11 protein-coding genes are annotated in these 13,837 nt (G+C 35.3%); 4 read left to right on the top strand and 7 right to left on the bottom strand.

The features are described 5' to 3' along the window. Positions 1-44 precede the first annotated feature (44 nt). Positions 45-545, top strand: coding sequence for a hypothetical protein (locus tag ABD692_RS11255; RefSeq protein WP_344767024.1), 501 nt, complete (start codon positions 45-47; stop codon positions 543-545). A 65-nt stretch (positions 546-610) separates the two neighbouring features. On the opposite strand, the gene ABD692_RS11250 is transcribed toward ABD692_RS11255, so the two are convergent. The 4 genes from ABD692_RS11250 to ABD692_RS11235 all read right to left on the bottom strand — a co-directional run bounded on the left by ABD692_RS11250 (position 611) and on the right by ABD692_RS11235 (position 5,020). Beyond that, positions 611-952: a hypothetical protein gene (locus ABD692_RS11250; protein ID WP_316756411.1), complete on the bottom strand. Its 342-nt coding sequence runs from the start codon at positions 950-952 to the stop codon at positions 611-613. A 224-nt stretch (positions 953-1,176) separates the two neighbouring features. Continuing rightward, positions 1,177-2,175 (bottom strand): NAD(P)H-dependent glycerol-3-phosphate dehydrogenase, encoded by a 999-nt coding sequence (locus tag ABD692_RS11245; protein WP_316756409.1) that lies wholly within the window; start codon positions 2,173-2,175, stop codon positions 1,177-1,179. 117 nt (positions 2,176-2,292) lie between these two features. Beyond that, a complete protein-coding gene (locus tag ABD692_RS11240; protein WP_316756408.1) occupies positions 2,293-3,630 on the bottom strand; it encodes an efflux RND transporter periplasmic adaptor subunit in 1,338 nt (445 codons plus the stop codon). A 31-nt stretch (positions 3,631-3,661) separates the two neighbouring features. Beyond that, positions 3,662-5,020 (bottom strand): TolC family protein, encoded by a 1,359-nt coding sequence (locus ABD692_RS11235; RefSeq protein ID WP_344767021.1) that lies wholly within the window; start codon positions 5,018-5,020, stop codon positions 3,662-3,664. A 70-nt stretch (positions 5,021-5,090) separates the two neighbouring features. On the opposite strand from ABD692_RS11235, the gene ABD692_RS11230 reads away from it, so the two are divergent. The 3 genes from ABD692_RS11230 to ABD692_RS11220 all read left to right on the top strand — a co-directional run bounded on the left by ABD692_RS11230 (position 5,091) and on the right by ABD692_RS11220 (position 11,355). Beyond that, the gene (locus tag ABD692_RS11230; protein ID WP_344767019.1) at positions 5,091-5,708 is read left to right on the top strand and encodes a polysaccharide deacetylase family protein; all 618 of its coding nucleotides are present in this window, start codon (positions 5,091-5,093) and stop codon (positions 5,706-5,708) included. Between the two features lie 409 nt (positions 5,709-6,117). Continuing rightward, a complete protein-coding gene (locus ABD692_RS11225) occupies positions 6,118-8,883 on the top strand; it encodes a bifunctional aconitate hydratase 2/2-methylisocitrate dehydratase (RefSeq protein WP_344767017.1) in 2,766 nt (921 codons plus the stop codon). A gap of 189 nt (positions 8,884-9,072) precedes the next feature. Then, entirely contained in the window at positions 9,073-11,355 is a 2,283-nt protein-coding gene (locus tag ABD692_RS11220) for an aconitate hydratase (RefSeq protein ID WP_316756402.1), read from the top strand. 109 nt (positions 11,356-11,464) lie between these two features. Here the strand turns inward: ABD692_RS11220 and ABD692_RS11215 are convergent, their stop codons facing one another. The 3 genes from ABD692_RS11215 to ABD692_RS11205 form a co-directional block, all read right to left on the bottom strand. Continuing rightward, positions 11,465-11,785, bottom strand: coding sequence for a hypothetical protein (locus tag ABD692_RS11215; RefSeq protein ID WP_316756400.1), 321 nt, complete (start codon positions 11,783-11,785; stop codon positions 11,465-11,467). A gap of 234 nt (positions 11,786-12,019) precedes the next feature. Then, the gene (locus ABD692_RS11210; protein ID WP_344767013.1) at positions 12,020-12,424 is read right to left on the bottom strand and encodes a hypothetical protein; all 405 of its coding nucleotides are present in this window, start codon (positions 12,422-12,424) and stop codon (positions 12,020-12,022) included. Between the two features lie 58 nt (positions 12,425-12,482). Further along, the gene (locus tag ABD692_RS11205; protein WP_344767011.1) at positions 12,483-13,820 is read right to left on the bottom strand and encodes a GH1 family beta-glucosidase; all 1,338 of its coding nucleotides are present in this window, start codon (positions 13,818-13,820) and stop codon (positions 12,483-12,485) included. Between the last annotated feature and the right edge of the window lie 17 nt (positions 13,821-13,837).

Here is a 13,837-nt window from a genome sequence, read left to right as displayed (position 1 = left end):
AGTTAACCCACTCGTTTTAAGAAGATAACCAAAACTAAATTTATATGAAGAAATTTCTTGCTGCATTCCTTTTGATTTTTATCGTCAATTTAGGTTGCAAAAAAATGGATGTTGGAGGCGGTGGTCTATGCGCTTGTTCTATATTGCCTCAACCAATATTAAGCCTACTAATTAAGAACAGTGCTAATGCCGATTTGCTCAATTCAGCAACAACCAGGTATTTTGATAAAAGTAAAATTCAGTTTTATTACAAAGATGCCAACAATGTAATTAAACAACTTAATTTTGGAATTAACCAACCTTTTACCTACACCAACGACTTAAAGGTTACCGATTATCAGTTGGTTTCTTACGAAATAGGAACGCTTGCTAAAAGCATCGACACTTTTTATTTAAAACTTGGTGATGGTATAGTTTATGAAGTTAAACTAAAAGTGAATAATACCATAATTGAAAAGTTGATGATCAACAATGTAGAGTTATCTAAAGAATTTCCAGCCATTAACATATCACCAATTAACAGCATCTACACTTTTAAAATTTAAAAAAAACTATCACATAAAAAAAGTAGCCCGTATTGGGCTACTTTTTTTATGTGATACTAAACTTATTATTTCTTTTCAACTCGAGTTCTAATTTCGGTTGGTTTTAACCAAATTTTAGCTCCTTTTGAATTTACGTAATATTTTTCATTTTTAGCATTGATGTAAACATCCGAACCATCTGGAGCCATTTTACCTTTCCAGGTTTTATCGCCAACTTTAGATGTTCCTTTTACAGCAACTTCTGCAGTTTTATTACCTACAGATTTAGCCCCTTTATCAATCGCTTTTCCTGTATGTTGTAATGCTTTTCCAACTTCTGTTTTCTTTTTTTCTTGTGCGTTTACGCTTAGTGTTAAACCGCCAAATAATGCGAGTGTTAACATTCCTATTGCAAATTTATTTTTCATAACGGTTATATTTATTTAACGAATAACACACGTTAAAAGGTTTTGTTTTAACTATGAGCATTATCTGTTTTTTATAAACCTTATTGAAGCGGTATCTCCCGATTGAAGCATTTGTTTTTCCATTTCTATGGAGTGCTTAAATATAGCACAGGCTTTTTTATCGGGAATAAAGCGGAAAGAAGGACTGTTGCAACTGATGAAATACTGAAACTGATTTCCAAAAATTAATTTAACTTCTCGGCAAGCAATTTCATTTCGATTTGCGGCGAACGACCTTCGTACAAAATACGATGAACGGCCTTGCTAATCGGCATATCGACATCATAAGTTTGATTTTTAATATGCATACATTTTACAGCATAATAGCCCTCAGCAATCATATTCATTTCGAGTTGAGCAGATTTTACGGTATAGCCTTTGCCAATCATATTACCGAAAGTACGGTTGCGGCTAAATTGAGAATAAGCTGTTACAAGCAAATCGCCAAGATAGGCTGATTCTTTTATATCGCGGTTTATAGGGTGAACGGCATCTACAAATCGTTTAATTTCGCGAATGGCGTTACTAATTAAAACAGCTTGAAAGTTATCTCCGTAGCCAATACCATGACAAATACCACTTGCTACGGCATATATATTTTTTAAAACGGCTGCGTATTCGGTTCCAAAAATATCATCAGATACGTTGGTTTTAATATATCTTGTATTTAAAAAAGTAGCAAATGTTGATGCTGTGCCGATATCGGTACAGGCAATTGTTAGATAGGAAAGCTTTTCTAAAGCAACTTCTTCTGCATGGCATGGCCCGCTTAGCACTAAAATATCGTGGTAAGGAACCTGGTAAATTTCGTGCAGGAATTCGCCAATAATAAGATTGTCTTCAGGTACGATGCCTTTAATTGCAGAAATAATTTTTTTGCCTTTTAAATCACCAGGTTGAATACTTTCCAAAGTGTCTTTTAAAAAAGCCGCAGGAACGTTTAAAATGATATAATCAGCTGCATTTATAATGCAATTAATATCAGTTGATATATTATCTGGTTTTATTTTTAATTCTACAGAACTAAGATAGTTTGGATTATGTTTAAACTTTTTAATGTGTTCGATAGCTTCGCCATTACGCATCCACCAATAAATTTCTTTTTCTGTCAGATTATCTGATAGCATTTTTACAATGGCAGTAGCCCAGCTTCCGCCTCCAATCATTGCTATTTTTGGTACCATGTTTTATAAAAAATGTTAAAGGTAAAAGGTGTAAGATTTAGGTTTTAGCTACTGCCTTAAACCTAAATCTTACACCTTCACTAATGCAAGATACTATTTCTTGCGATTATTTATTAACTACTTTTTAGCGTCTTTGCTAAACAATTGGTCTTTAGAGGTTTTTTCTACAATCATACCATCTTTAAGTTTATTTTGAATGGCAGAATACGGGCCAGTTACAATTTCTTGTCCAGCTTTAACACCTGATTTAACGATGATAAACTGATCGTTTTGAATACCAGTTGTAACCTCAACTTGCTTAACTTTTTTAGTAGCGCCATCGAAAACGTATACGAACTGTTTAACGGTTTTATCTGCAAGTTTCGATTTTTGTTTGTCGTTATTCTCCTGATTATTTGCAGATGCATCAGCAGGTTTATTTTTACTATCAGTAAATACCGATTGAATTGGAACTGATAAACCTTTTAATGATTCGCTTTCGATATCTACAGTTGCAGACATGCCTGGACGGAAAATAGATTGTTGTTTACCTGATAGTTCTTCTGTTATTCTAATTTTTACAGAGAAGTTAGTAACCTGATCTACCGAGGTAGAAGTTGTTGTACCAACAGCTGTAGAAGAACTTGCTATTTCCGTTACTTCGCCTCTGAATTTTTTATCAGAAAAAGCATCTACATCAATCGAAGCCTTATCGCCAACTTTAACTCGTGTTATATCGTTTTCATTAACATCGACATTAACCTCCATTGAAGATAAGTTTGAGATACGCATAATTTCTGTACCTGCCATTTGCGAGGTTCCTAAAATACGATCGCCTAATTCGATAGAAAGTTTCGAAACCACTCCATCTACCGGTGCATAAATTGTAGTTTTTGCAAGGTTTGCACCAGCTTCTTTTACGTTTGCACCTGTTTGATCTAAAGTAAACTTAGCACCTGTTACATTTTCTTTAGCGCTTGCTAATGTTGCTTTTGCAGTTAAATAAGCTGCTTTTGCAGCATCAAATTCTGATGCAGAGATTACTTTTTTGTTGAATAACTCTACATTACGTTTATAAGTAGCTTCTGAGTTTACAAAGTTTGCCTGGTTTTGAATTAACTGTTGCTGAGCAGCGGCAACACTTGCCTTTTGAGCATTAAATGAAGCAACGGTTCTTTCGTAACCCGATTGCAGCACATCTGGCCTAACTTTACAAAGTAACTGTCCAGCTTTTACAATATCGCCTTCTTTTACCTTAAGTTCTACCACCTCACCCGATACTTCAGAACTTAATTTTACTTCAGTTTCTGGTTGGATTTTACCACTCGCGGTAACCGTTTCTACAACAGTTCTATCCGATGCTTTTTCTACAGTAACTTTTTCGGTTTTATCGCCTCCGATAACACCTGCCAGTTTTAATCCGATAAGAACAACCAGGATAACACCAATGGTAATTAAAATGTGCTTCAGTTTCATAATATTTTATTGTATTTCGTTTGTTGGTTTATTAAAATGTAATCTGTTTACCCAAATAGTAGTCAATTACTTTTGCTCTAAATAATAAATCATATTTAGCCTGGATAAAATCTATTTCCGCTTTGTTTCTATTTGTTTGTGCTGTACTATAATCTAATGAGTTTACTAAACCTACATTATAACGCTGCTCTACTACATAAAAAGCATCTTTTTGAGCGTTAAATGCATTTTGAGTTGAGCCATAACGGCTTTCAGCTGCTTTTAAATCTGTGGTTGCCTGAAAAATAACTTTGTTCAAATTATTTTTTGCCAACTGCTCAGAAGTTAATGTATTCTGATAAGTAATTTTTGCTCTGCGAACACTCGATCGTGCCGTAAAACCATTAAAAATAGGAATCTGCAAACTCATTCCTATACTTTGCCCTAAACGTTGATCAATTTGATCTATAAAAGAAGATTGTGGATTTGCACCGTTATAATTAAACTGATAAGAATATGATGTATTTAAGCCCGCACCCAAGCTTAATGATGGAGCGTAAGCTCCCTTTGCAACATCAATAGCCTGTTTTGCTGCAAGAGAACGTAAAGTTGCCAGCTTAATATCTGGAAAAATGTTCAAAGCATTATTAAAAATTTCTTCGGGATTTGCTGCTGAAGTTGCTGCTTTAACATTATCAATTAAAGGTGCCTGAACAACAAATTTTTGATTTGGCTGCATTTCCATTAGCTGCCCTAATGTTAAGTAAGAAATAGATAAGGCATTTTGTGCATTTGTTAAGTTTAACTCAGCAGTTGCAACCTGAGATTTAGCTTGAGAAACATCTGCCAGTGTTTTATTCCCAGCATCTAGTAAAGCATTTTCTCTAATTAAAGTTTTATTAGCAATGTCTAATTGTTCTTTAGATGCTCTTTCTAAATCAGTATTATATAACACCTGTAGGTATGCTGTAACAACATTCAAAATTAAATCGTTTTTAACTTTGTCTACATTGCTTTTATCAGCTTCCAAAAGTGTTTTATTCTGTCTGATTCTATTTATTTTCGCAAAGCCCTGAAACAAATCCACATTGGTGCTTAAATTACCACTTGTATATAATGATGTTTGATTAGTAACCTGAAAAGTTGTTTGATCCAAACCACGGCCAAAGGTTAAATTCGGATTGATACTAGCGTTCAAATTTGGATAAAGAGCATATTTAGACTGAGTTAAATTTTCATCGCTAATAGCTGCACTAAACTGGGCCTGTTTAATGGTAAGGTTATTTTTTAAGGTGTTATCAACAGCTTGCTGTATGGTTATTACTTCCTGAGCACTAACACTTTGACCTAAGCATAATGCTACTAATAATGCAGAACCAGTAAAAAACTTTGTTTGGGTAAACATCTTCATAATTTGTTTCAAATCTATATAAACAACTTTAATAATTTCAATCTATCCATGCAATTACTAACTTTGAGTAATGTACCTGGTCAAATCACCGCTTCTGCTTAAATGGTATTACCCATCATTATTATGGAATAAGCCTCGAAATGAAAAAGTTATTTATTTAACCTTTGACGACGGACCTATACCCAATGTTACAGATTTTGTATTAAAAACTTTAAAAGTCTTTAATGCTAAAGCGACTTTTTTTTGTATTGGTGATAATATTACTAAACATCCCGACGTTTTCGAACGTGTAAAAAACGGCGGTCATGCAATCGGAAACCACACTTTTAATCACCTTAAAGGATGGATAACCGATGATGAAACCTATATTCAAAATATCCTAAAGTGCCAGACTATTACACAAACAAATCTTTTTCGCCCACCATACGGAAGGATTAAAAAATCTCAAATTTTCAATCTCAAATCAAAAATATCAAATCTTGAAATTGTAATGTGGGATATGCTGAGCGGCGATTTTGATATCAATTTATCTCCAGAAAAATGTTATCAAAATGTGATCAAACATACCAGAAACGGTTCTATCATTGTTTTTCATGATAGTTTAAAAGCTTTTGACCGATTGGAATATTCATTACCACGTGTTTTAAAATATTTTTCTGAAAAAGGTTTCACTTTTTCAACGTTATAGCGCTAAGCGATAGCTATGCCATTATGAATAATCATTGTTATTTATTTGCAAAGCGCAATTATTAAGTAATTGATTACTAAAATGCGTTCATAACTGAACACAACTGTTCATTAATGAACAATATAAATCTATCAATCTTGCATAAAAAATTTATGCAAATAAAAGATTACCGATATCTTTAAAGAAAGATAAATAACGGTAAAACTTTATCAATTTAGAACAATTCCAAATTACCTAATCGCCTAGCTAAATTATATTTAAAGGTTGTTTTTTGCTATTTTTGTTTTGGACAAAAAATTGATTTTTTTGCCCAAAAACCACAAATTAATGTGCTAAAATAGTATTTCTCTTGTGAAAAGCAGGTTTGTATTTTGATGTACAACTTTTCACGGAAAACAAATAACCCAAGATGAGTATTTATAACGATTATATCCAGGAGATTGAAGACAGAAAAAATCAAGGTCTTCATCCTAAACCTATTGACGGAGCTGAATTATTAAGTGAAATTATAGCTCAAATCAAAAATGTAAATAATTTTAACAGAGAAGAAGCTGTTAATTTTTTCATATACAACACCTTACCAGGTACTACTGCTGCAGCGGGTGTAAAAGCACAGTTCTTAAAAGAAATTATATTAGGTGAAACTATTGTTGCAGAAATTACACCTGATTTTGCTTTTGAATTATTATCACACATGAAGGGCGGACCTTCGATCAAAGTTTTATTAGACATCGCTTTAGCTGATAATGGCGACAAAGCTAAAAAAGCAGCAGATGTGCTAAAAACGCAAGTTTATTTGTATGATGCAGATACAGATCGTTTAAAAGATGCTTATAACAATGGCAATGCTATCGCTAAAGAAATATTAGAAAGCTATGCTAATGCAGAATTCTTCACCAAACTTCCTGAAGTAGCTGAAGAAATTAAAGTGGTAACTTTTATCGCTGGTATTGGCGATATTTCTACAGATTTATTGTCTCCAGGTAACCAGGCACACTCTCGTTCAGATCGTGAGTTGCATGGTAAATGTATGATTACGCCAGAGGCTCAAGAAGAAATACAGGCTTTGCAAGCACAACATCCTGATAAAAGCGTAATGTTAGTGGCTGAAAAAGGCACCATGGGTGTAGGTTCTTCGCGTATGTCGGGTGTAAATAACGTAGCACTTTGGACGGGTAAAAAATCAAGCCCTTATATTCCATTTGTAAATATTGCTCCAATTGTTGGGGGTACTAATGGCATTTCTCCAATTTTCTTAACAACTGTTGATGTTACTGGCGGTATTGGTATCGACCTTAAAAATTGGGTTAAAAAAACTGATGAGAACGGTAACGTTATCCGTAACGAAAAAGATGAGCCAATTTTAGATCAGGTATATTCTATCGAAACGGGAACTGTTCTTACCATCAATACAAGAACCCAGAAATTGTATAACGGAGATCAAGAGCTAATTGACATTTCAAAAGCTTTGACACCGCAAAAAATGGAATTTATCAAAGCTGGTGGTTCTTACGCTATCGTATTTGGTAAAAAAATACAAACTTTTGCGGCTAAAACTTTAGGTATCGAAGCACCGACGGTATTTGCACCAGCAAAAGAAGTATCTATCGAAGGTCAAGGCTTAACGGCTGCAGAAAAAATATTCAATAGAAATGCTGTTGGTTTGACAGCAGGTAAAGTTTTACACGCTGGTTCTGATGTTCGCGTTGAGGTAAACATTGTAGGTTCGCAAGATACTACTGGTTTAATGACAGCACAAGAATTAGAAGCAATGGCTGCTACAGTTATTTCTCCAATTGTTGATGGTGCTTATCAATCAGGCTGCCATACCGCATCGGTTTGGGATAAAAAAGCACAAGCAAACATTCCTAAATTGATGAAGTTTATGAATGACTTTGGCGTGATTACGGCTCGCGATCCTAAAGGTGAATATCATTCTATGACGGATGTTATTCATAAAGTATTGAATGATATTACAATTGATGAATGGGCAATCATCATCGGGGGTGACTCACACACGCGTATGTCTAAAGGTGTGGCTTTCGGTGCCGATTCGGGTACGGTAGCTTTAGCATTGGCAACTGGCGAGGCTTCTATGCCAATTCCTGAATCAGTAAAAGTTACGTTCAAAGGCGTAATGAAAGAACACATGGATTTCCGTGATGTTGTTCATGCTACACAATTGCAAATGCTGCAACAGTTCGATGGCGAAAACGTATTCCAAGGCCGCATTATCGAAGTGCATATCGGTACTTTATTAGCAGATCAAGCGTTTACTTTTACCGATTGGACGGCAGAGATGAAAGCAAAAGCTTCTATCTGTATTTCACAAGACGATACTTTGATCCAATCTTTAGAAATTGCTAAAAACCGTATTCAAATCATGATAGACAAAGGTATGGATAACCATAACCAAGTGCTTCAAGGATTGATTAACAAAGCAAATAAACGTATTGAGGAAATTAAAACGGGCATTAAGCCAGCTTTAATGCCAGATACAAATGCTAAATATTATGCAGAAGTAGTTATTGATTTGGATTTGATTGAAGAACCAATGATTGCAGACCCAGATGTGAATAATGCAGATGTTTCCAAACGTTACACTCACGATACCATCAGAGACTTGACTTTTTATGGTGGCGATAAAAAAGTAGATCTAGGCTTTGTAGGTTCTTGCATGGTACATAAAGATGACTTGAAAATCGTTGCTCAAATGCTGAAAAACGTAGAGGATAAAAACGGCACGGTAGAGTTTAAAGCACCTTTGGTTGTTGCCGCACCTACTTATAACATCATTGATGAATTAAAAGCAGAAGGCGATTGGGAATACTTACAAAAATACTCTGGATTTGAATTTAGTGATGCATTACCAAAAGCTGCAGCTCGTACAGAATATGAAAATATTATGTATTTGGAACGCCCAGGTTGCAACCTGTGTATGGGTAACCAGGAAAAGGCCGCCAAAGGAGATACTGTAATGGCTACTTCTACTCGTTTGTTCCAAGGACGTGTAGTAGAAGATAGAGATGGTAAAAAAGGAGAATCCTTATTAGCATCTACACCAGTGGTTGTTCTTTCTGCTATTTTAGGTCGTATTCCGAGCATCGAAGAATATAAAATCGCTGTAGAAGGCATTAACTTAACTAAGTTTACTCCTGTTTCTACAAAACTATAAAGAAACAAAAAAGCATTTATTTTGTTAATAAAGTACAAAGGTTATCCGATTCGGATAGCCTTTTTTATTTACACATAACTGAATAGAATGGTTTTAAATAACATAATTTGACAAATCTCAAAAACAAGTTTGTTTAAAATTGTTTAATTTAGTTAGTGTTGTTATTACAATAATTTTAAAATATAAAGTATGGCTTTTGATATAGACATGATTAAAAAGGTTTATGCAAACTTTGGCAGCCGCGTAGATGCAGCTCGTAAAATAGTAGGCAGACCTTTAACATTATCCGAAAAAATATTATACGCTCACCTTTGGGATGGTGATCCTAAAAAAGCGTTCTCTCGAGGAACAGATTATGTAGATTTCGCACCAGATCGCGTTGCAATGCAAGATGCAACTGCTCAGATGGCGCTTTTGCAGTTCATGCAAGCTGGCCGTCCGCAAGTGGCAGTGCCTTCAACAGTGCACTGCGATCACCTAATTACGGCTAAAGAAGGCGCTGCGATAGATTTACCACATGCCAGAACTGAAAGTGCCGAAGTTTTTGATTTCTTATCCTCAGTTTCAAACAAATATGGTATAGGTTTCTGGAAACCAGGTGCTGGTATTATTCACCAGGTAGTTTTAGAAAATTATGCATTCCCAGGCGGAATGATGATTGGAACCGACTCGCACACCGTAAATGCTGGTGGTTTAGGAATGGTTGCAATTGGTGTTGGAGGTGCCGATGCTTGCGATGTTATGGCTGGTTTACCTTGGGAACTTAAATTCCCTAAGCTAATTGGTGTAAAATTAACGGGCAAATTAAATGGCTGGACTGCCGCTAAAGACATTATTCTTAAAGTTGCAGGTATTTTGACTGTTAAAGGCGGTACTGGTGCCATTGTAGAATATTTTGGCGATGGCGCTGTTAATTTAAGTTGTACAGGAAAAGGTACCATTTGTAATATGGGAGCCGAAATTGGAGCAACGACATCTACTTTCGGTTACGATGAAAGTATGGAACGCTATTTACGTGCTACCGACAGAAACGAAGTTGCTGATGAAGCAAACAAAATTGCTTCTTATTTAACTGGTGATGATGAAGTTTACGCTAATCCTGAAACGTATTTTGATCAAGTAATCGAAATTAATCTTGATGAACTGGAACCCTATTTAAACGGCCCGTTTACGCCAGATTTAGCTACTCCTGTTTCGCAGATGAAAGTTGAAGCAGAGAAAAACGGCTGGCCTTTAAAAGTAGAATGGGGTTTAATTGGTTCATGTACCAATTCATCTTACGAAGATTTATCTAGAGCGGCTTCCATTGCAAATCAGGCAATTTCTAAAGGATTAAAAACAAAAGCAGATTTTGGTATCAACCCAGGATCGGAACAAGTTCGTTATACTGCAAATCGCGATGGTTATTTAAAAACTTTCGAAGATTTAAATGCAACAATCTTTACCAATGCTTGCGGGCCATGTATTGGCATGTGGGATAGAACAGGTGCAGAGAAAGCAGAAAAAAATACTATTGTACACTCATTCAACAGAAATTTTGCTAAACGTGCCGATGGTAATCCAAATACTTTTGCTTTCGTAGCATCGCCAGAAATGGTTGCAGCAATTGCAATTGCAGGAGATTTAGGTTTCAATCCATTAACCGATACATTAACTAACGATAAAGGCGAGCAGGTTAAATTAGATCCACCTACAGGGCATGAATTACCTCCGAAAGGTTATGCAGTTGAAGATGCAGGATTTCAAGCTCCAGCGGCAGATGGCTCTAATGTTCAGGTTTTGGTTTCACCAACTTCTCATCGCTTACAACTGTTAGATCCCTTTACACCTTGGGAAGGCACAGACTTAAAAGGCTTAAATCTTTTAATTAAAGCAAAAGGAAAATGCACAACAGATCATATTTCTATGGCTGGCCCGTGGTTAAAATTCCGTGGCCATTTAGATAATATTTCAAACAATATGTTAATTGGTGCAGTTAACTACTTTAACGATAAAACCGACAATGTTAAAAACGAATTAACTGGCGAATACGGTCCGGTTCCTGCAACGCAACGCGATTACAAAGCGGCAGGCATTGGATCGATTGTAGTTGGCGATGAAAACTATGGAGAAGGTTCATCTCGTGAACACGCAGCTATGGAACCTCGTCATTTGGGTGTTCGTGCGGTATTGGTAAAATCTTTCGCTCGTATTCACGAAACCAACCTTAAAAAACAAGGTATGCTAGGATTAACATTCGCTAATAAAGATGATTATGATAAAATTCTTGAAGACGATAAAATCGATATCTTAGGCTTAACAGAATTTGCTCCAGATAAACCTTTAACTTTGGTTTTACACCATGCAGATGGAACTGAAGAGCAATTTCCAGTTAACCACAGTTACAATGCTCAGCAAATTGAGTGGTTTGTTGCTGGTGGTGCATTAAATATTATTAGAAGAGATGCAGCTGCAAAAGCTGCTAGTTTATAGACAAAAAAAGGACTAAAAAAAGATTCGCATAATTCATTATTCTAAACAAAAAATCCCATATCTGTATAAATTCAGAATGGGATTTTTTGTTAAAGAGAAATTGATAAATTTAATTATGTACGAGTTCATAAACCCGTTGCATATAAGAAGCTTCTTCCATTTTTTCAAAAAACTCACGCCATTCTTCTCGAGTAAAAACCAAACTTATATCAGGAAAAGGTGTTGACAAGATTACAACTTCTTTGCCATCGGGCCTATTTTCTAAGTAATTATCAAACTCAAGTCTTTCGGTTGCCTTGTAAAAAACATGAAACTGCTCGAAAGAAAAATTCATTAAAACACCCGATCTCCAAATGTTTAATATTTTACAATTAGTGCATTGTGCTATAGTTATATTTTCATTTTGAGCAAGAACAAGAGTTTTACACATAAATAAATTTTTTAATGTTATCTTAAATTGCGCCTGATTTACCCGCGTTCGTTTTACGCGGGCAAACAGGACTTACTAATCAACAAAAACTAACCAAAATATAATGTTGAGTGCTATTTCTAAACCACGATACAAATATACATTATTTAGATTAAGTCTAAATAAAAATATATAAATAATTTCAAAAAAAACAGTCTTATGTTTTATGCCTGCCTTTTTAAAACAGTGTTTTTTTTAATAGACAATTTTTGGTTTACCATTTTCACAGATTATAGATTTTGGAGCGATGATGATGCTACAAGCCGAAACTAAATTCCACTTTACATTAAAAGCTTTCTGTTTAGAGTTGTAATCAGTAACCTTCTGTAAAAATAATTTGGTATCAATATTTATTGAATAGAGCGCAAAACCAGTTGCACCACCGCATGATTTGGAGCCAATAGGAACGATTTTCCAATCTGTAGGATTATCACAACTTACCTGATCGGACATTGTTTGAATTTCTGCTCTAAGCATTTTCAGTTCTTGCTCGTCTTTTTCTTTCGAACTATAAAGATCTTCTTGCTTGCAAGCTGAGGTTAATAAAACTATGGATAAAAATAATGCGGAAAGGCTTTTTGTAAATAGTCTGGTTTTCATAATTATAAGATATAAATATAAAACGAGCCATAAAAAACAAACGCTACATTCTGTAATACTATATGTTCAGAAACTGCTGCCACCAATAACCCGAATCTTTAATGGTTCTCTGTTGGGTTTTAAAATCGTTGTAAACCAACCCAAAGCGGGCATTAAAACCTTCAGCCCACTCAAAATTATCCATTAAAGTCCAGGCCATATAACCAGTAACTGGCAAACCATCGTTTTTGGCTTTAAGTAACGCAGTTAAATATAATTGAAAGTAAGCTATACGTTCGGCATCATTCACTGTACCATCAATAATCTTATCATGATATGCAGCTCCATTTTCGGTTATAATAATATTTTTTACACCTGTGTAGGCCGCGAACTGCTTTATAATATTGTAAAAACTATCGGGATTAATTTCCCAACCCATTGCTGTATGCGGCTTTTTTCGACTTTTAGCTTTAACTTCCCAAGCCTGAATAACTGGGATAAAAGCATTGTATTTTACCGTTAGTGGAAAATAATTTTGCAGACCAATAAAATCAAAATCGAATTTATAACGATCGATATGTCGCCACGTTCCGTATTCTATTTGAAACTTCTCCAACAAATCCCAATCTGCAGTCGGAAAACCTAAGCCCAAAGTTGGTTCGATAAAAAGCCTGTTCATTAAACAATCTATCCTTTTTGCTGCAATAATATCGCTATCGCTTTGCGTGTTTGGCAGTATCTCAGAACAAGAGAATGTTGTACCAATATTTGCTTTACTAATTTCAGCACGTAAAATTTTACCGCCTTCAGCCTGGGCCAAAGCCGTATGATGAACGGCCGAAAAGAAATTGCTTAATCCTGTTCTGCCAGGTGCATGTACACCAAGCATATATCCTAAAGAAGTGAAACCAAAAGGTTCGTTAATGATAATCCAGTTTTTAACTTTATCACCAAACTCTAATGCACAAATACTTACAAAGGCATTAAACGCTGCGTTAATGCTAAAACTTGTCCAGCCGCCCTCATCTTCCAAAGCTTGTGGCAAATCCCAATGATATAAGGTAATATATGGTGTGATGCCATTTTCCAGGCATTCATCGATAACATTATGATAAAACCTAATGCCTTCTTGATTAATTTCTCCTTTTCCGTAAGGAAGAATTCTCGACCAGGCGATTGAAAATCTAAAAATTTTAAACCCCAAAACGTTAACCAAGGCAATATCTTCTCTATACCTATGGTAGAAATCGCAGGCAGCATTTATTTTATGGCCTTTTTTTATTTTTCCATTTTTGGCAGAAAACGTATCCCAGATGGATGGTCCTTTACCATACATATCGGATGTGCCTTCTATTTGGGCTGCTGCTGTTGCAACGCCCCACAAAAAATCTTCGCCAAAATCTGTAGATTTTATCATTCCATATTTTTAATTCT

It is taken from the genome of Pedobacter ginsengiterrae (assembly GCF_039537385.1).
In the GTDB taxonomy this organism is placed as follows: domain Bacteria; phylum Bacteroidota; class Bacteroidia; order Sphingobacteriales; family Sphingobacteriaceae; genus Pedobacter; species Pedobacter ginsengiterrae.
This window is presented reverse-complemented; position numbering and strand designations above follow the sequence as displayed.

Coding starts and splice junctions, on each gene's coding strand:
- ABD692_RS11255 (WP_344767024.1), top strand. CDS start 45: ATGAAGAAATTTCTTGCTGCATTCCTTTTGATTTTTATCGTCAATTTA.
- ABD692_RS11225 (WP_344767017.1), top strand. CDS start 6,118: ATGAGTATTTATAACGATTATATCCAGGAGATTGAAGACAGAAAAAAT.
- ABD692_RS11220 (WP_316756402.1), top strand. CDS start 9,073: ATGGCTTTTGATATAGACATGATTAAAAAGGTTTATGCAAACTTTGGC.
- ABD692_RS11250 (WP_316756411.1), bottom strand. CDS start 952: ATGAAAAATAAATTTGCAATAGGAATGTTAACACTCGCATTATTTGGC.
- ABD692_RS11205 (WP_344767011.1), bottom strand. CDS start 13,820: ATGATAAAATCTACAGATTTTGGCGAAGATTTTTTGTGGGGCGTTGCA.
- ABD692_RS11240 (WP_316756408.1), bottom strand. CDS start 3,630: ATGAAACTGAAGCACATTTTAATTACCATTGGTGTTATCCTGGTTGTT.
- ABD692_RS11210 (WP_344767013.1), bottom strand. CDS start 12,424: ATGAAAACCAGACTATTTACAAAAAGCCTTTCCGCATTATTTTTATCC.
- ABD692_RS11215 (WP_316756400.1), bottom strand. CDS start 11,785: ATGTGTAAAACTCTTGTTCTTGCTCAAAATGAAAATATAACTATAGCA.
- ABD692_RS11230 (WP_344767019.1), top strand. CDS start 5,091: ATGTACCTGGTCAAATCACCGCTTCTGCTTAAATGGTATTACCCATCA.
- ABD692_RS11235 (WP_344767021.1), bottom strand. CDS start 5,020: ATGAAGATGTTTACCCAAACAAAGTTTTTTACTGGTTCTGCATTATTA.
- ABD692_RS11245 (WP_316756409.1), bottom strand. CDS start 2,175: ATGGTACCAAAAATAGCAATGATTGGAGGCGGAAGCTGGGCTACTGCC.